The sequence below is a fragment of the Shewanella sp. 1180_01 genome, from assembly GCF_052850535.1.
The window spans coordinates 31,699-49,324 of record NZ_VXCT01000027.1; the positions used below are offsets into that span (position 1 = coordinate 31,699).

Here is a 17,626-nt window from a genome sequence, read left to right on the forward strand (position 1 = left end):
CAGTCAATGCCAAAGTTACGATCAGCTACCAGTACCGAAGGCCGCAATATGGCGGGTGCACGTGCGTTATGGCGCGCCACAGGGGTGAAAGACAATGATTTTGGTAAGCCAATTATCGCCATTGCTAACTCCTTTACTCAGTTTGTACCGGGCCACGTTCACTTAAAAGACATGGGCTCACTGGTGGCGAGCGCCATTGAAGAAGCTGGCGGTATCGCCAAAGAATTCAATACCATTGCCGTTGATGACGGTATTGCCATGGGCCACGGCGGCATGCTTTACAGTCTACCATCGCGTGAACTTATCGCCGACAGTGTGGAATACATGGTTAACGCCCACTGCGCCGATGCATTAGTGTGTATCTCCAACTGCGACAAGATCACCCCCGGCATGTTGATGGCGGCGCTGCGCCTCAATATTCCCGTAGTGTTTGTCTCTGGCGGACCGATGGAAGCGGGTAAAACTAAGCTGTCGGAGAAGCTCATCAAACTCGATTTAGTCGATGCTATGGTGGCGGGCGCCGACTCGAACGTGAGCGATGAAGACAGTGCCAAAATTGAGCGTAGCGCGTGCCCAACCTGTGGCTCTTGCTCGGGCATGTTTACCGCCAACTCAATGAACTGTTTAACCGAAGCCCTAGGGTTATCGCTGCCGGGTAACGGTTCTATGCTGGCAACCCACGCGGATCGACGCGAGCTGTTTTTGGAAGCGGGTCGCCGCGTGATGGCGCTGGCAAAACGTTATTATCATCAAGATGATGAATCGGCATTGCCGCGCAATATCGCTAACTTTAACGCCTTCGAAAATGCCATGACCTTAGATATCGCCATGGGCGGTTCATCTAATACCGTATTGCATTTATTGGCCGCCGCGCAGGAAGCCGATGTTGATTTTACCATGGCGGATATCGACCGTATGTCGCGCCTTGTGCCGCACCTTTGTAAGGTTGCGCCATCGACGCCTAAATACCATATGGAAGACGTGCACCGTGCGGGCGGCGTGATGGGGATTTTGGGCGAGCTCGACAGAGCCGGATTATTGCATACCGATGTGTTCCATGTGGCGGCCGATAATGACGGCACGCCGGGCAGCGGGACCTTGAAATCGGTATTGGCCCAATACGATGTGATGCAGACGCAAGATGAAAAAGTAAAACACTTCTTTATGGCGGGACCTGCGGGCATTCCGACCACTAAAGCCTTTAGCCAAGATTGTCGCTGGCCGTCACTGGATAATGACAGGCAAGAAGGTTGTATCCGTAGCCGTGAGTTTGCCTTCAGCCAAGAGGGCGGGCTTGCCGTATTGTCGGGCAACGTTGCCGAAAACGGCTGTATTGTTAAAACGGCGGGCGTGGATGAATCGAATCTGACCTTTATTGGCTCGGCGCGCGTCTATGAAAGCCAAGATGACGCAGTGGCGGGTATCTTAGGCGGCGAAGTGGTGGCGGGTGATGTGGTTGTTATCCGTTACGAAGGCCCGAAAGGCGGCCCGGGTATGCAAGAAATGTTGTACCCAACCAGTTACTTAAAATCACGCGGCTTAGGCAAGGCCTGTGCGCTGATCACCGACGGTCGTTTCTCCGGTGGCACTTCAGGTTTATCTATCGGCCACGTTTCACCCGAAGCGGCAGCGGGCGGCACAATCGCCTTGATTGAAAATGGCGATCGCATCGAAATTGATATACCAAAGCGCAGCATCAAGCTGGCAGTAAGTGATGTTGAACTCAATGCTCGCCGTGAAAAAATGCACAGTCTTGGCCCAATGGCGTGGAAACCTATAGGTCGCCAGCGTTATGTGTCACTCGCGCTTAAGGCCTACGCCATGCTCGCCACCAGTGCCGACAAAGGCGCGGTGCGCGATCGCAGTAAACTGGAGGACTAATATGTTGCCACTTGCCTCTATGTCTACAGCATCGCAAGCTCGGACCGATTTAGCCCATTTTCAGTTGGCACAAAGCTATCTGCAAAAGATCCTGTTGTCATCTGTGTATGACATAGCGAAAGTGACGCCGCTTTCCAGCATGAACAAGTTATCGGCGCGTTTAGGTTGTCAGGTATTTTTGAAGCGCGAAGATATGCAGCCAGTGCATTCCTTCAAGTTACGCGGTGCCTATAACCGCATCGCCCAGTTGACGAAAGAAGAATGCCAACGCGGTGTGGTGTGTGCTTCGGCAGGCAATCATGCTCAGGGTGTGGCGATGTCGGCGGCGAGTCGCGGTGTGGATGCTGTGATTGTGATGCCTGAGACGACGCCCGATATTAAAGTCGATGCGGTGCGCCGTTTAGGTGGCAACGTGGTATTGCATGGCCAAGCCTTTGATCAAGCCAATGGTTTTGCGATGGCGATGGCCAAAGAAGAGGGCCGAGTTTATATCGCGCCCTTTGATGATGAAGCGGTGATCGCAGGCCAAGGCACTATCGCCCAAGAGATGTTGCAGCAGCAGCGCGATCTTGAAGTGGTATTTGTGCCCGTGGGCGGTGGCGGTTTAATCGCGGGTATCGCTGCCTATTACAAGGCGGTGATGCCGCAGGTGAAAATTGTCGGTGTCGAGCCAGAAGACGCCGCCTGTTTAAAGGCGGCGATGGAAGCGGGCGAGCCGGTGACACTGGCGCAAGTTGGTTTATTTGCCGACGGTGTGGCGGTAAAGCGTATCGGCACTGAGCCATTTCGAGTCGCCAAACTGTATGTCGATGAAGTGGTCACTGTGACCTCGGATGAAATCTGCGCGGCGGTGAAGGATATCTTCGAAGATACCCGTGCGATCGCCGAACCCGCTGGGGCTTTGTCCTTGGCTGGGCTTAAAAAATATGTCAGCGCCAATGCCAGTGGCGACAGCGGTAATGGTGAAAAGGTCGCCGCGATTTTAAGTGGCGCGAATGTGAATTTTCACAGTTTGCGTTATGTGTCGGAGCGCTGCGAACTCGGTGAGCAGAAAGAAGCAGTACTGGCAGTGAAAGTCCCTGAACGTCCGGGAAGTTTCTTAAAATTCTGTGAGTTACTCGATAAGCGGGTAATGACAGAGTTTAACTATCGTTTCAGCAGTCGCGATCTGGCCGTGGTGTTTGCTGGCATTCGCTTAAGCCGAGGCCAAGGCGAACTTGAACAAATCATCGCTACCTTAGAGACCAATGGTTTCGAAGTGCAGGATTTATCCGGCGATGAAACCGCGAAATTGCATGTGCGCTACATGGTCGGCGGTCATCCACCCGAGCCTTTAGAGGAGCGTTTGTTTAGCTTCGAATTCCCCGAACATCCCGGTGCGCTACTGAAGTTTTTAACTACCTTGCAGAGTAAATGGAACATTAGCTTGTTCCATTACCGCAACCACGGCGCGGCCTTTGGCCGAGTGCTGGCGGGGTTTGAAGTGCCCGCGAGTGATGCCTTGCCGTTCCAACAGTTTTTAACTGAGTTGGGTTTTGTCTATCAAGAGGAAACCCAAAGCCCTGCCTATCAGCTGTTTTTAAATGCGGGAAACGGCAACAAAGCGTTATAGCGTTAGTGATGAAGAACATCGGCGCGATGGCATTTTAAGCTCAACTTAGATCGAAGTTAGGCTAAAGGAGGGGCGCACATGCGCCCTTTTTTGTGGTAGTTTTGTAGACTTAATACTCTAGCCGCCGATTAATACGTCACAGTTAAGTTACTGACTTAACCCGTTAACGATTAACTGGCAGTTTCTTAAAACAGAACGGCTAACGAATAACAACGAGACCTCGACCTGCACGCATTAAGGAGACATGATGTTACCAGCACCGCGTTTTACCGCTTTTAATCCTCCTCGCCGTATTTTGATGGGCCCTGGCCCGTCGGATGTTTATCCCGAAGTGCTTGCGGCGCAGTCCAGACCTACAGTTGGCCACTTAGATCCGCTATTTGTCGGCATGATGGATGAGCTTAAGAGCCTGATCCAATACGCCTTCCAAACTAAAAACGAAATGACTATGGCAGTATCCGCGCCGGGCAGTGCGGGCATGGAAACCTGTTTTGTTAACTTAGTCGAGCCGGGTGAGAAGGTGATTGTCTGTCGTAACGGTGTGTTTGGCGAGCGTATGCGCCAAAACGTCGAACGCGTGGGCGCCATTGCAGTGCTGGTGGACAATGAGTGGGGCGCCCCTGTCGACCCTGCTGCGGTTGAAGCGGCGCTGAAAGCCAATCCCGATGCCAAGTTTTTAGCCTTTGTGCACGCAGAAACCTCTACTGGCGCGCTGTCCGATGCCAAAACCTTGTGTGCATTAGCCAAAACCTATGGTTGCTTGAGCATAGTCGATGCTGTGACTTCCCTTGGCGGCGTCGAGTTAAGAGTCGATGAATGGGGCATAGATGCCATTTATTCTGGCAGTCAAAAGTGCCTCTCCTGTGTACCGGGTTTATCGCCCGTGTCTTTCTCGAGCGCAGCGGTAGAAAAACTGAAAAATCGCAAAACCCCAGTGCAAAGTTGGTTCCTCGATCAAAGTCTTGTGATGGCCTATTGGACCAGCGCGGGCGGCAAACGCAGTTACCATCACACTGCGCCAGTGAATGCCCTGTATGCACTGCATGAATCCCTGCGTATGTTGGCGGCCGAAGGCTTAGAGAATGCGTGGCAACGCCATCACGAAATGCATTTAGTGCTGCGTGCTGGGCTGGAAAAGTTAGGGCTTAACTTTGTGGTTGCCGAAGATTATCGCCTACCGCAGCTGAATACGGTTTATATCCCCGTTGGTGTCGATGATGCTGCGGTGCGAACTCGTTTGCTGAAGGATTATAACCTCGAAATCGGCGCCGGCCTTGGCGCCCTTGCGGGCAAAGCATGGCGCATCGGTCTAATGGGCTTTGGCGCCCGCCGCGAGAATGTCGCCTTATGCCTCAAGGCATTAGAAGAGGTCTTGAGCTAAGTGACGGCACCGTCATCCCCGCAATGCTTTGAGCGGGGATCCAGCTTTTTTGGTAACTGAAGTTTGATTAAGCATCGCCATCCCAGCAGTGCCTCTGAGCAGGGATCCAGCTTTTGGGTAACTGAAGTTTGATTAAGCATCGTCATCCCCGCAATGCTTCTGAGCGGGGATCCAGTTTTTGGGTAACTGAAGTTTGATTAAGCATCGTCATCCCCGCAATGCCTCTGAGCGGGGATCCAGCTTTTGGGTAACTGAAGTTTGATTGAGCATCGTCATCCCCGCAATGCTTTTGAGCGGGGATCCAGTTTTTGGGTAACTGAAGTTTGATTAAGCATCGTCATCCCCGCAGTGCTTCTGAGCGGGGATCCAGCTTTTGGGTAACTGAAGTTTGATTAAGCACTGTCATTCCAGTGACACGCCATGAACTCATCCCTGAGGGCTCGACGGCGGCATCCATGCCGCCAACGGTCACTTCCACGACAGTGCTTAATCCTGTTAAGCCCTTGGTATACCTGATAGTCTGTTATTTACAATTATGCATCCCGAGTATTTAATACCAAGAATTTAACAGTGAGTAGTTCATTGAAATGTTATTTTTATCAATGACCTATAATGAAAATGTTACTTAGAGGTGCCACTTGAGTCTTATATACAAATACATGAGTGAAGTAGCTGCAATATCATTTATTAATGATCCATGGATTAGAGTCTCACCTAAATTAGCTTTAAATGATCCTTTCGAGTGCACACCAAGCGATGACACTAAAAGAGCTATTGCTGAAAGATTCAAAGGTTTTTCTTCATTATCAGAGTATCAACAGAACTTCATAATTCATGATTTCGAAGGTGTTATGGACTACTTCGGGGTTGTTTCTCTAACTAAACGAAGAAATGATACTCTTATGTGGAGTCACTATGCTGAATCTCATAAAGGAGTCGTCTTTGAATCTGATTTAAATGACGTCATAGAAGGTATAGCCATTAATTCAGATATCATCTATGGAAATGTTAAATATCTTGGAAGTCGAATTTACTTAGGTGGCTATAACAGCTTGAAAGAGGTTAGAAAACATTATTTTTTTACCAAGTCAGAGCCTTGGGCATATGAATTTGAGTTTAGATTGGTTATTCCTATTAATTTAAATATGAAAATTTCATTTGATCTGAAAAGTGAAAGCTCCATTGAGGATATGAGGAAACTTGGTTTCGATTGTTCGCTATATAAACTCAGCAAAGAAAGATTCACACCTAAGTTATTTTTAACTCACTTAAATGATATTAATATACTTGCTGAGGTATGGCTTAACTCAAATTCGACCAATACCCAGTTTTACTTTTATATTGGGCACGAGGCTGTTCGGCGAGTATTCATTGGTGCGAATGCTAATGTTGAAAAATTTAAAGAAGTACTTGCTGATGTAGATTCACTTCGTATATATAGAAGTCAACTTACTGGTAGGTTTAATGATGTTTTTACTATGTCAGTTGACAAAAACACCTTTAAATTGAATGAGTCAGAATTATAATCTTGACGGCGGCATCCATGCCGCCAGCAGTCACTTGCATGTAAGTGCTTAATTTGCTAAAACTCTAAATGTATCTGTACTAAAGGTTACCTGTTGGTGCTTGGTAAGGTGTATGTATATTTAGAAAGTCACTGGTGCAAAAATTCTTAGTTTAATCTAATTGGTTAGGATAGTTCTTCCTATATATTCTTTATTCTTCAGTAGTTTCATTTAATTTTTCTTGATAATTCCAACCTTTATCAGCAGCAAGTTCCGCTAAGCATGAGTGTATAGCGTCTGTTTTATTTTGATTTTTGTTACGATAGTTAGATATTTCTTTTAGACTATTGATATAATTTTTTCATTAATGCAATTGGTTATTATTTCATTAAAATTATATTCAGACCAGTAATCGATTAATGAGCTAGAGCTGGCTTCATATAAAACGATTGACTTTACTAAATAACTCCCTCTCGACCATAAAGCTTGATCTGAGATGTGAAATGAATGAAAAGCTACTAATCTTTTTTCATCGATTACGTTTTCAGTGTTAGAGTTATGACTGCTAAAGTATATGAGCTCAATTAACTTTGCGTAGGCCAATTCCCTATTTAACATAACTTCAGATAGTGAGCCAGTTAATTCAGACAAGATTGGTCTGTGCCAAACTTTATAGGCTTTGTAAGCAAACCCTATCCCAGCAATCGTAAAAAATGAAGCTGTTATGGAAGTAATATTAACCCACCAAATAAATGTCATATTTATATTTTGCCCAAATATCATGCCTGAAAGAAACAACATGCCTGCAATTATTAGATAGAATGTCATTTAACTTTTCTCTCAATTGATTTATTTGGATATTAGCACATTAATTAAATAAAAAAGATAGGACAAGAACATCTTTTCTTCATGGATATTATTCTGAATCTTGATTCAAAAGATATGTTTGTGGAGGTGGTTAACTCGACTTTGCATTGGACTTCGGGTAGTTCTGGCTATCAGGATACACGGGAGTTAACGAGATTAAGCACTGGCATGTAAGTGACCGTTCGTGACAGGGATGTCACGGTCGAGCACACAGGGATGGGCTTGCTGCGTGTCACTGGAATGACAGTGCTTAATCACTTATCACGTCGCAGAGTCAGAACATACACATCTTTGAGGTACTCTTCGTCGAATCTTTTTTACAACTAAAGTCTGTGAGTTACAGGAATGACAATGCTTAATCGAAACTCACTAAATATGCACAAGACAATCAGCCTCCGCTTTTTCATAGTTGACATATAATGTCATCCCGCTATGATGCCGATACCACAGGTTATACAAACAAAGATCTTATAAATGAAAAAGTTATTAATTATGTTTGCGATGATTTTTGCGGTTAGCTTGGTTGCTAGTCCAGTCGCAGAAGCGAAAAAGTTCGGCGGTAGTAAATCTATTGGCAAGAGTCACCAAACCGCTCCGGCTCAACCAGCGGCGACCAACACACCGACTACGGCACCAGCGGGAGCGCCGGGCAAGAAAGGTATGATGGGCGGCATGTTAGGCGGTTTATTAGCAGGTGGCTTATTGGCTGCACTGTTTATGGGCGGTGGTTTTGAAAATATTCAAATCATGGATATTTTGATTATCGGTTTGCTGGCATTCGTACTATTCAAAATCGTCCGTACTGTGATGGCCTCAAAAGCGGGGGCGCAGCAAAGACCAGCCTACGCGGGAGCAGGCCAACCCAATCCGAATATGCAGCGCCAACAGACTGAACAAACAGGTTTTGCCACCAATGCCAGCAATGTAAACAGTGGCAGCAATGGTTTTGCCCAGGCGGCAAGCGCAGTTCCTTTTGATTTGCCAGCCGGTTTTGATTTACCCGGCTTTTTGGAAGGTGCTCGTAGTCACTACAAAACCTTGCAATTGGCGTGGAATGAAAACGACTTAAGCAAAATCCAAGAGTATGTTTCTATTGATCTTTACAATGAACTCAGCAACCAACGTCGCGAGTTAGTTGGCGATCAGCACACTGAAGTGATGTTTTTGGATGCAGAACTTGTCCGCGCCACACACAATGCAAATCTTGCGGAAGTGAGCGTTAAATTTACTGGCCGCTATCGTGATACCGTTGAAGGCGTAGAAGAGGACATTAAGGAAATCTGGCATTTAGAGCGTAACGTAACGCAAGCCAATTCACCTTGGTTGATCGTTGGTATCGAACAGTAATCTGCCCATCTTCAAAAGCAGCCTTAATCTGTTAATTGCTAAATAAAAAATCCCCGCACTCAGCGGGGATTTTGCTTTTTAAAGGGTTACACAAATTGCCTGATAGCGATCGCGATGATCAGGACTGGGCACACATACTTCACGTATCTTGGCCAAATGCGCCAGAAGAGTCCTGTGGTATCGACATCATCTTGTCCACGAATCGCCTTGAGTAATTGTGTTTGGCGCCAAATCCAACCTAAGTAAATCGCGATACCGAGGGCGACCAGCGGCTGTGCGATTTGGGTGGTGAGCATAATAGTGAAGCTAAATAACGTCTCAAAAAATACCGCCAGCAATAGAGATAATGAGGTCAGTAATAGGCCGATGATCAAGGTGGCGCGCTGGCGGCTGAGTCCGAATTTTTGCATCACATAGCTAGTCGGGACTTCGGCGATGGAAATGGCAGAAGTTAGGCCGGCGATGATCAGCAGAATAAAAAACACCACGCTGATGATGAGGTTGGCGGTGTCTCCTAAGGTCGAAAATAAGGCGGGTAAAACAGTAAACACCAGCGCATCTGAGTCGAGTAATTTACCCTCGGCGTTAAAAATCTCCACGCCATTGTGCTGGGCCACATACATGGCTGGGATAATCAAGAAAGCGGCGAGAAAGGCGATGCCGCTATCGGTAAAGGCAACCCAGACGGTCAGCTTGGCGATATTCTCTTTTTGGCTCAAATAGCTGCCATAAACCATCATGGCACCTGTGCCTATGGTGAGGGAGAAGAAGGTTTGTCCGAGTGCGCTGATCAAGGTATCTGGCGCCAGCGCCTTGGCAAAGTTAGGCGTTAATAGTGCGGTAATGCCTTCGCTCGCGCCATTAAGGGTGAAGATATACGCCACGCCCGCGATCAGCATGATCAACAATAACGGCATCAAGCGTTTCGACCATTTTTCTATGCCTTCTTGCACGCCTTGCAGCAATACCAGAAACACGAGTGTGCTGAAGATCAGCGTGAACACCAGATTGCGCGATAGCGAGAAATCCACTAACCAAGCTGCGGTGTCGTTCGAGCCCAAAGCTGTGGCAATCGGGGCGATGGCGTAGCTGACAAACCAGCCAGAAAGAATGCTGTAGAAGGTATAGATTAATCCCGCGGTGACGATGGAAATCAAACCTATCGCCTTGCCTAAACTGCGAGTTAGGGTGTTGAAGCCGAGTTTGCCCATGGCATCGGCGGGGTTGGTCTGTCCGTGGCGACCTATCATGAGTTCGGCCATTAACATGGGAATGCCTAGGATGAAAATCAGTACCAGGTAAACCAGTAAAAAGGCACCGCCGCCATGGGTGGCTGCTTGAGTGGGGAATCCCCAAATGTTACCTACACCAACGGCGCTACCGGCTGCCGCCATGATAAAACCTAAGCGTGAGCTGAAGTGGTTAGTTGAACTTGTATTGGCCGATTGCATTATGCCTCCCGTAAAAAGAAGGCGTATCTTAGGCGGATAAATAATAAGTTCAACGCAATTTTAGTGCGTTAAAATGATGTTAATCAGCAATTTATATTCTCATTTTGCTGATATTTCGGTGTTGTGTTTCGCCAGTAGGCTTTATGCGAGACTATATTGCGAGTGACGACAACTCGCGACCTCACTTTAGCGAATAATTGCGATGATAAAAATGCAATGAATTGTGATCTTATGGTCAAAAAATACCGTATGGCAGAATCTTAGTTGGTATTTTGATGCTATGACTTTACTTGAGTCACGATTGTGACGGGATAAGTCTGAGTCATGTCGCAGCACTTTGTGTCTGAACGCCGTATCTTTTACATAGCCTATGGTTGAATGGTGATATGGCTTAAGGGAATGGCCGTGTGGTCCTTGACCTTTTTCAACACAAAGCTGGAATGCACACCTGCGATATGCACATTCGTCGTGAGTTTATCTAACAGGAAAGTGCGAAAGTGCGCCATATCTTGCACTAATACCTTAAGTTGGTAGTCGGCTTCTGAACCTGTGATCAGCGCGCATTCTTGGACTTCTTCGTAGGCCAGTACATTGGCTTCAAATTGATTGAGGATTGCTGGCGTGTGTTTTTCCATCCGCACATGGATATACGCAGTCAAATGCAGGTTGAACTTATCCGCCGACAGACGCGTCGCATAATCGGCAATATAACCCGCTTCTTCTAGGGCTTTAACACGGCGCGAGCAAGGGGACGGCGACAGGCCGACTTTATTGGCCAGTTCGAGGTTGGATAATCTGCCGTGGGTTTGCAGTAAACGCAAAATGGTTAAATCGAGTTGATCGAGTTTGTATGGGTGAGTTTCTGTCATCGAAAGCTTAGGGTTAGCTGGGTCAGCCCCTAGTTTGCCAGCCTTAGCCAAGTTTGCCAAAAATCTTAAGTAATCAGGTTGTAAAAGTTGGGGGAGTGATCACCTTTACTGATTGTGAGTGAGGGCGCGCTGTCTGGATCTCCCAGCATTAACCGCTATAGTTATGATACTAATAAGAGTGAGACACTGTATGCGCTTGAGTTTGCTGTTAATCTGCCTATTAATCTTACCGACGTATGCATTTTCTGCCTCGATAACCATTGGTAGTGCGTTAAATCGCCCACCCTATATTATCGAAGATGCCGAATCGGGACTTGAGATTGATATTATTAAGGCCGCTTTTAAGGAAATGGGCCAGTCAGTTAACTTCAAATTTTACTCTCGTAAGCGCCAAATCTTATATTTCAACAAAGACAGGTTAGATGCTGTGATGACCATGAATCCCGCAAATGGTGTCGATGGCTATTGGTCTAATGATTATGTCGACTATACCAATGTGGCGATTAGCTTGGCTGCGCAACACCTTGAAATAAAAACCATTGCCGATCTTAAAAACTACAGTATCGCAGCCTTTGAAAATGCTCGCTTGTTGCTCGGTGCTGAATTTAATGCCGTAGCGCAACAGACGATTTATCGCGAAGTCGATACTCAATTAAGCCAGAATCGTATGTTGTACTTAGGCCGGATTAATACTGTGATTGCCGACCGTTATATCTTTACCCAATTGAATAGGTTTGTTGAACCCAATATCGACACCCAGCAAGCATTGATCTATCACTTTATTTTCCCACCGACATCCTATCGCATGGTGTTCCACAACTCAGTCGCGCGGGACACGTTTAATCAAGGGTTGGCAAAAATTAAGGCCAATGGAGTTTATCAGGCCTTAGTGGCCAAATACTTAGGCAGTGCTTAGCCAGGCCTAAGTATTTGGAGACTCGGTTGAGGTGATCAACAACAGAGGTTAGGGTTTGGGCTTGTTCACGAGCGCTTGCGGGAGTGGACGCAGCTTACTGACTAAGAACACGCTCAAGCAGCTGATGAAGGCGGCTAAAAAGGTCGAAAACAGCACATCTTGTGGCCAGTGCATCCCTAACAGCATGCGGCTCAATCCCATCAAAAATCCCCAACCCAATAATACCAATGCAACGCTAGGTAGGCCTGCGAGCAGCAGATAGTAACTGGCGGTGAGCACCAGTGTTACAGCAAAAATGGTATGTCCAGAGGGGAAGGAATAACCGATTTCATTTTCCCAATGCTGGTGGATGCGCGAATCGAGCCTCATCTCAGGCTCTGCCACTTTTAAGCCATCGAGCGCATTGGATATTGTCTCGGAGCGCCCCTGTTTATCCAATTGATAAAAGGCATCGAGTGAAAGCTGCTCGTTCGTAGGCAGTGCTTGCTCAGCCAAAAAGACCAGATTAGGTCTGGGCTCTTTGAAATAGGATTTGAGCGTATGGCTCACACTTAAGCTGATGACTTGGCTGAGACTAATGGCTAAAAACAAACTCATAAAGAGGGCTTTAGGCATAAGACGATAGGCGATAGCGAGCACAAACAACACAGTGGCCACGCCATAGGGCGCTGTGCCCGTCATGGTAATCCAATATAAGGTTCGGGCTAAGTGAGAGTGCAGATCGATCAGTGGAAACAACTGATTTTGGGTCAGTAACAGTAAGCTTGGAATGCTTGCCAGCAATAACCAGGCTAAACCTAAACGGCGGAAAAGATAGGCGCTATGGGTCAAAATACAAGCCTCTTGATAAACGCCATAGGCTACAACGCGGCAATGGCTTTGCCAATAAAAAAATCCCGACAGCAAAAAGTGGCGCTGTCGGGGGTCTTCAAGGGTGGATCGGTAGGGCGCTGTTACGCCGTGTTCTTGGGTTGATGCCTTGTGACAAACATCAAAATCAGTAGGACAACTAACAGTAATCCTGTGCCCATCAGCAGGGCGTAATCTTCCAGTTGCAGTATCGAGTAAAGCACGGCATATAAACTCACCAGCATAATGCCTACTATCCCGCCGCGCTTGATGCTTGTGGTAGCACTGCCCACGTAGGCGGATACCGACAACACGGGAATACAGGTGGCAATTAAATAGGCATGCAAGAAGGCTAAATGCTCAGACAGCGACAGCAGTAGCAAATAGAACAAAGCCATGGCGCTGCCGACTAACACATATTGAATCGTGCTGAGGCTGGTTTTTTGCCCAAGCTCAAAAATGAACAACATGATAAAAGTCAGTACGATAAACAGCAGGCCGTATTTCACTGAGCGTTCAATCTTGCCATAGTGAGTCACAGGTTCGAATAAAATCGCATTGGCCGATACTTCGGTCAGGCTCGATTGATTACTCTTAATGAACTCCTGAGGATAGTTACGGGTTAAGTGACTGATATTCCAACTCGCAGTAAAACCCTGCGCGTTAATATCCCGCTCTGCAGGTAACAATCCCTTAAAGCTAGGGTGTGGCCAGTCGGCGTGAATGTTAATTAAGGTTTGCTCACCCAGTGGCAGGGCGCTGATGGACTGAGAACCGCGCAGTGTCATCGCAAAGTCCACGCTAAAGTCACTGGCTTCGGCGACTTGTACGCCTTGGTTAAAGCCCTTTTCTAAGCCGCCTGTGCTGCCTAATCCAGTGCCCGACATCAGCGAGCCTGAAAGCGTGACCGCATCACCCGTTAATTCAAGTTTATCTACTTTATCAATGGCTTGATTTGATGAAACACCAAAGGCGAGGCGCGCATTTTTATCGTCAAAGGCAATGAGGTTAGGGATTTCATAATTACTTAAACTGAAATCTGCCTTGCCTTGCAAAGTGGCGTTATAAACTAAGGATTGATAAATGCCACGGGTACGAAAGTCATGCTTAAGATCTAAATCGAGCTTGAGTTTTTTTGGCAGTATGACTAATTCATCTTGATAGGTACGCTTCACTTGATGGCGATTTTTGCCATCGGCGCTGACTTCTTCCTGCATCACAAAATAGCTATAGGGAATCACAAGCACAGGCCCAGAGAGGGTTTGCTGCTCACCCCATGAACGGCCAATTTCATCGACAACACTATGGTACAAGGCTTCGCGATCTGAGGTCATATCCATGATGATCCCTAATGGGATCATAGCTAAGATCGACAGTATGCCTATGGTTAACGCTTTCAATAGGGTGGTGTTTTTGGCGAGTGGTGTCCCTTTGTTGTGTGAGGACTGTGCCTGTGGCGATTCCATGTCTATTCCTTGATCTCGATTGAATTTTTTTAGCAGTGCGCGTACGACTAAGTAGGCTGCACCACCAAATAATGCCAAAGTGAATAGGGCGATGACGCCCACGATAATGTTGAACATGTGATTTCATTCCCTATGAAATACAGTACTGAGCCTTAAGTTTTTATGCCATGTTTCGCCAAGAAGGCTAAGCATTAACGGCAAGTATTAAAACAGATTTCCCCACAAGAGTTGCGGGCAAGTTGCTGATCAATAGTGGCAAAATTATGGCAGTGGCTGTTAATTAAAATATTAAGCGATACATGAGTTACTCAAAAGCATTGCGCTTTAGCCAAACTTGGGGTGTTTTGCCTCATAGTCGTCTTCTTTTCGAATATGCTTAAGCAGTGCTTCGAAGCTTTGCTTAAAGACGTCAAGTTCGGCGGAATAGACTACGGCATGGTGGGAAAACCAGTGCTGTTTTTCCCGCTCACGGTTACTGTAATCGGGCCAAATACGCAGCTCATACTCATCACCTATGACGACAATGACAGAGGCGATGTCGCCATTGCTAAAGATGATGCATTGGGGCAGATAAACCAGCTCTTCGCCTTTGAATAACTCATACTCTATCGCTTCGGTGCGCCAACTCACTATCGGCAGCGGTGCTTTGATAGAGCAACCAATCGACTGATGTTGATTGAACAGTACGGCGTTAATGTCATCCATTGAAAAGGGCTGGTGATCGCCATTTTTAGCCGCAAGTGAATACAAGATATTCATCAAAAATGGCAGCTTAGCGCCATTGCCCGTTTTGCGGCCGCAGAGTTGTGCTTGGCGATAGTAGATATTCATCATCAATCCTTAATGAGGCGTCAGTACGTGGTTAGCGCGACCTTGAGTCGTGAAACTAGCAGGCCTGTAAAGCGATAGCCGTTAAGTTATAAATGGCTTATGTTATCCGAAGAGCGCGCTGCATGAGCTGGTTTGCGGTGTATTTTAGAGGAACACTCGCAAAATAATAAGTACATCAGCTTTATTTTCAGTATTTTAAGTTTATCTATTGAGCCTGAAGTTTTGCCGGTCGTTGCGTTAGGAGACTTGATGTCGAATCCCTTTTCACCCCGCGAATGGCTGCAATTAACGATGCAGCAGCAAGGATTATTACAGCCACAGACTTCGGTGGCTGAGACTGTCTTGCGCCTAAGTTATGTGCAAATCGACTCGATTAATGTGGTTGAGCGTGCGCATCACCATGTGTTGCATAGCCGTATGCCCGGATACCAGCCGAAGATGCTCGATTCGGCTTTGGCTAAAGGTGAGATTTTCGAATATTGGTCCCATGCGGCGGCCTATTTACCGATCGCCGATTACCGTTTTAGTTTGCAACGTAAACTGCAGCTGCAAAATGGCGGTAAGCATTGGTTTGAGCCCGACGATAAAGTAATGCAAGAAGTGCGGGCACGAATCCTTGCAGAAGGGCCACTCAAGGCCAGTGATTTTGAACACAGTGAAGGTAAAAACGGTGCCTGGTGGGATTGGAAGCCCGCGAAAAAAGCCCTAGAGCAGCTCTTTATGCGTGGTGAGCTGATGGTGGTGCGGCGAGAGAAATTCCAGAAGGTTTACGATCTTACTGCGCGGGTGTTACCACAAGACATAAATGCCAAAGCACCGACAGAGGCTGAATTTACCCGCTATCTGATTGATCGTTATCTCGATGCCCATGCCTTTGGTACTGCGGCGCAAATAGCTTATCTACGCAAAGGCTTAAAATCAGCAGTAGCCCAAGAGCTGGCAGAGATGCTGTCACAGGGGGGATTAGCGAGTTTTAAGGCGGCGGGGCAAAGCTACTTTTACTACCCTGCATTACAGCTCCATGCGCCATTACCCAATAAAGTCTGGCTGCTAAATCCCTTCGATAATTTATTAATCCAACGGCAACGGCTAAAGCAATGGTTTGATTTTGATTATCAAATTGAAGTCTATGTGCCCGCCGAAAAGCGTCGGTATGGTTATTATTCTTTAGCGATTCTGTGGCGCGATACTTTTGTCGGCCGCGTGGATGTGAAAGCCGATCGCCAAACGGGCATCTTGTTATTGCAGCAATTGACCTTAGAAGCGGGCGTGATGGTGAATGGCCTAGATGAGGATTTCTGTGCTGCCTTTGATATCGCCGTCAGTGAATATGCCCGCTTTAACGGTTGCGATCGCTGGAAGTTAGTTAAAGCAAATCATAAAGGCCTTAAGCAGAAGTATGCTCGCCAACAAAAGTGTTAGTCATCAGTCGCTTTAATTTGAATGTCCATAAAGCGGAAGCAACCATAGAGTAAAATGAGATACAGCAGTGGCAAGGCTGCGGTGACTAAGGGTGACGAGGCTGTGCTATCGCTATCGCTAGCGATGCGATAGCAGGGAATATATACGGCGGGATAAACTAAGCTGCCCCACAGAAAATACTGATTCATCAATCGAGTGATAAAAGCGGGTTTAATACTTGATTGACTGGCCAGTCCCATCAAACTGGCGAGGAGCACTCCGGGATAAGTGAGTAGCGGCAGGCCACCGAGCAGGAGTAATGTCCAGCGTATTAGGCTCTCAAAAGTCGTCAATTCCACTGCGGTTTCCATCACGCTTATCGTCTTCCCTCTGTTGACGCTTTGCCTCAATCAATCACTCAGGTTTGCTGGTCTATTTTGCGGGTCTATATTGAGGGTCTATATTGAGCTGCGATCCCGTTGCATCTTGAGCCAGAATCCCTGTTGGCAAAGGTTACTGAAGGATTTCTGCTGCGGTGAAATAACGATTCCGCTCGATGCTATTACCCGATAGTTTATCCAATAGTCTTCGCAAACACTGTCCGATGCCGCCTCAATCATGAGTTGATCTTGTTCGGTTTGCTGGCAGATCACCACGCCGTTATCGAAGTGATACAGCGTTTCTATTTCATGAATAGTGAGGTCGTTATCTTGATAGCTATGGTTTTTACTCGAATGGCTCACTATCGACACTAAGCTTGGATATCCATGAATCGCAAGAATATAGCTGGCGAGTTGCTGCATTATTTCCCCAAGAGACGCACTGCTCGAAGCGTTAAAAACAAAAAAGCACAGCTGCGCTTTCGCTCACCGTGCTTTATTCAATATGCGTAACGTAAGTTAGCCCGCAGCGTTGAGCTTTTTTTCTAGCTCATTGACTTGAGCTTGCAGCGCTTCTAACTTTTCGCGGGTTTTCAGTAGCACATGTTGCTGCACATCAAATTCTTCACGGGAAACCATATCCAACTTGAGTAATTGATTTTGCAGAACTTGTTTGCTGCGCTCTTCAAATTCACCGGCAAATTGCTTCAGACCGCTGGGCAAACTTTCGCTCAGCTGTTTCGCCATTTCTTCGATTTTCTTTGGATTGATCATAATCTTGTCCGCCTCTTCACTGAATAGCTCGATTGTAACTCAGTGCGTTAGGTTTCAAAAGTAAAGCTAACGCGCGATGGCTATAGTGAGTCGTTG

At 46.9% G+C, this 17,626-nt stretch carries 17 protein-coding genes; 7 read left to right on the top strand and 10 right to left on the bottom strand.

Annotation, left to right across the window (positions count from 1 at the left end; all coding sequences use genetic code 11):
- Positions 1–6 precede the first annotated feature (6 nt).
- From ilvD to FW758_RS14465, 3 genes are all read left to right on the top strand, one after another.
- A complete protein-coding gene (ilvD, locus tag FW758_RS14455; RefSeq protein ID WP_446445754.1) occupies positions 7–1,881 on the top strand; it encodes a dihydroxy-acid dehydratase in 1,875 nt (624 codons plus the stop codon).
- A 1-nt stretch (position 1,882) separates the two neighbouring features.
- Positions 1,883–3,493, top strand: coding sequence for a threonine ammonia-lyase, biosynthetic (gene ilvA / locus FW758_RS14460; protein ID WP_446445755.1), 1,611 nt, complete (start codon positions 1,883–1,885; stop codon positions 3,491–3,493).
- Between the two features lie 247 nt (positions 3,494–3,740).
- A complete protein-coding gene (locus FW758_RS14465) occupies positions 3,741–4,874 on the top strand; it encodes a pyridoxal-phosphate-dependent aminotransferase family protein (RefSeq protein ID WP_446445770.1) in 1,134 nt (377 codons plus the stop codon).
- Positions 4,875–5,211: 337 nt separating this feature from the next.
- Here the strand turns inward: FW758_RS14465 and FW758_RS14470 are convergent, their stop codons facing one another.
- The gene (locus tag FW758_RS14470; RefSeq protein WP_446445756.1) at positions 5,212–5,352 is read right to left on the bottom strand and encodes a hypothetical protein; all 141 of its coding nucleotides are present in this window, start codon (positions 5,350–5,352) and stop codon (positions 5,212–5,214) included.
- A gap of 181 nt (positions 5,353–5,533) precedes the next feature.
- Here FW758_RS14470 and FW758_RS14475 point away from each other — a divergent pair, with 181 nt between their 5' ends.
- Positions 5,534–6,400 carry a DUF2971 domain-containing protein gene (locus tag FW758_RS14475; protein ID WP_446445757.1) on the top strand — a complete coding sequence of 289 codons (867 nt, stop codon included), beginning with the start codon at positions 5,534–5,536 and terminating at the stop codon, positions 6,398–6,400.
- Positions 6,401–6,718: 318 nt separating this feature from the next.
- On the opposite strand, the gene FW758_RS14480 is transcribed toward FW758_RS14475, so the two are convergent.
- Positions 6,719–7,207, bottom strand: coding sequence for a hypothetical protein (locus FW758_RS14480; RefSeq protein ID WP_446445758.1), 489 nt, complete (start codon positions 7,205–7,207; stop codon positions 6,719–6,721).
- A gap of 513 nt (positions 7,208–7,720) precedes the next feature.
- Here FW758_RS14480 and FW758_RS14485 point away from each other — a divergent pair.
- Entirely contained in the window at positions 7,721–8,593 is an 873-nt protein-coding gene (locus FW758_RS14485) for a Tim44 domain-containing protein (protein ID WP_446445759.1), read from the top strand.
- An 86-nt stretch (positions 8,594–8,679) separates the two neighbouring features.
- Here the strand turns inward: FW758_RS14485 and FW758_RS14490 are convergent, their stop codons facing one another.
- Positions 8,680–10,044: a sodium-dependent transporter gene (locus tag FW758_RS14490; RefSeq protein WP_446445760.1), complete on the bottom strand. Its 1,365-nt coding sequence runs from the start codon at positions 10,042–10,044 to the stop codon at positions 8,680–8,682.
- A 368-nt stretch (positions 10,045–10,412) separates the two neighbouring features.
- Positions 10,413–10,913, bottom strand: coding sequence for an Lrp/AsnC family transcriptional regulator (locus FW758_RS14495; protein ID WP_006083449.1), 501 nt, complete (start codon positions 10,911–10,913; stop codon positions 10,413–10,415).
- 190 nt (positions 10,914–11,103) lie between these two features.
- On the opposite strand from FW758_RS14495, the gene FW758_RS14500 reads away from it, so the two are divergent.
- Positions 11,104–11,829, top strand: a complete 726-nt coding sequence (locus tag FW758_RS14500; protein ID WP_446445761.1) for a substrate-binding periplasmic protein — start codon at positions 11,104–11,106, stop codon at positions 11,827–11,829.
- A 48-nt stretch (positions 11,830–11,877) separates the two neighbouring features.
- Here FW758_RS14500 and FW758_RS14505 read toward each other — a convergent pair whose 3' ends face one another.
- From FW758_RS14505 to FW758_RS14515, 3 genes are all read right to left on the bottom strand, one after another.
- Entirely contained in the window at positions 11,878–12,660 is a 783-nt protein-coding gene (locus tag FW758_RS14505) for a phosphatase PAP2 family protein (protein WP_446445771.1), read from the bottom strand.
- Between the two features lie 122 nt (positions 12,661–12,782).
- Positions 12,783–14,261 carry a cell envelope integrity protein CreD gene (gene creD / locus FW758_RS14510; protein WP_446445762.1) on the bottom strand — a complete coding sequence of 493 codons (1,479 nt, stop codon included), beginning with the start codon at positions 14,259–14,261 and terminating at the stop codon, positions 12,783–12,785.
- 207 nt (positions 14,262–14,468) lie between these two features.
- A complete protein-coding gene (locus FW758_RS14515) occupies positions 14,469–14,975 on the bottom strand; it encodes a hypothetical protein (protein ID WP_446445772.1) in 507 nt (168 codons plus the stop codon).
- A gap of 249 nt (positions 14,976–15,224) precedes the next feature.
- On the opposite strand from FW758_RS14515, the gene FW758_RS14520 reads away from it, so the two are divergent.
- Complete coding sequence (locus tag FW758_RS14520) at positions 15,225–16,397, top strand: winged helix-turn-helix domain-containing protein (protein ID WP_071940604.1); 1,173 nt, start codon at positions 15,225–15,227, stop codon at positions 16,395–16,397.
- On the opposite strand, the gene FW758_RS14525 is transcribed toward FW758_RS14520, so the two are convergent.
- From FW758_RS14525 to ubiK, 3 genes are all read right to left on the bottom strand, one after another.
- Entirely contained in the window at positions 16,394–16,747 is a 354-nt protein-coding gene (locus FW758_RS14525; RefSeq protein WP_446445773.1) for a hypothetical protein, read from the bottom strand. The genes FW758_RS14520 and FW758_RS14525 overlap by 4 nt on opposite strands.
- A gap of 87 nt (positions 16,748–16,834) precedes the next feature.
- The gene (locus tag FW758_RS14530; RefSeq protein WP_446445763.1) at positions 16,835–17,179 is read right to left on the bottom strand and encodes a hypothetical protein; all 345 of its coding nucleotides are present in this window, start codon (positions 17,177–17,179) and stop codon (positions 16,835–16,837) included.
- A 96-nt stretch (positions 17,180–17,275) separates the two neighbouring features.
- Positions 17,276–17,530: a ubiquinone biosynthesis accessory factor UbiK gene (gene ubiK / locus FW758_RS14535; RefSeq protein ID WP_006083441.1), complete on the bottom strand. Its 255-nt coding sequence runs from the start codon at positions 17,528–17,530 to the stop codon at positions 17,276–17,278.
- Between the last annotated feature and the right edge of the window lie 96 nt (positions 17,531–17,626).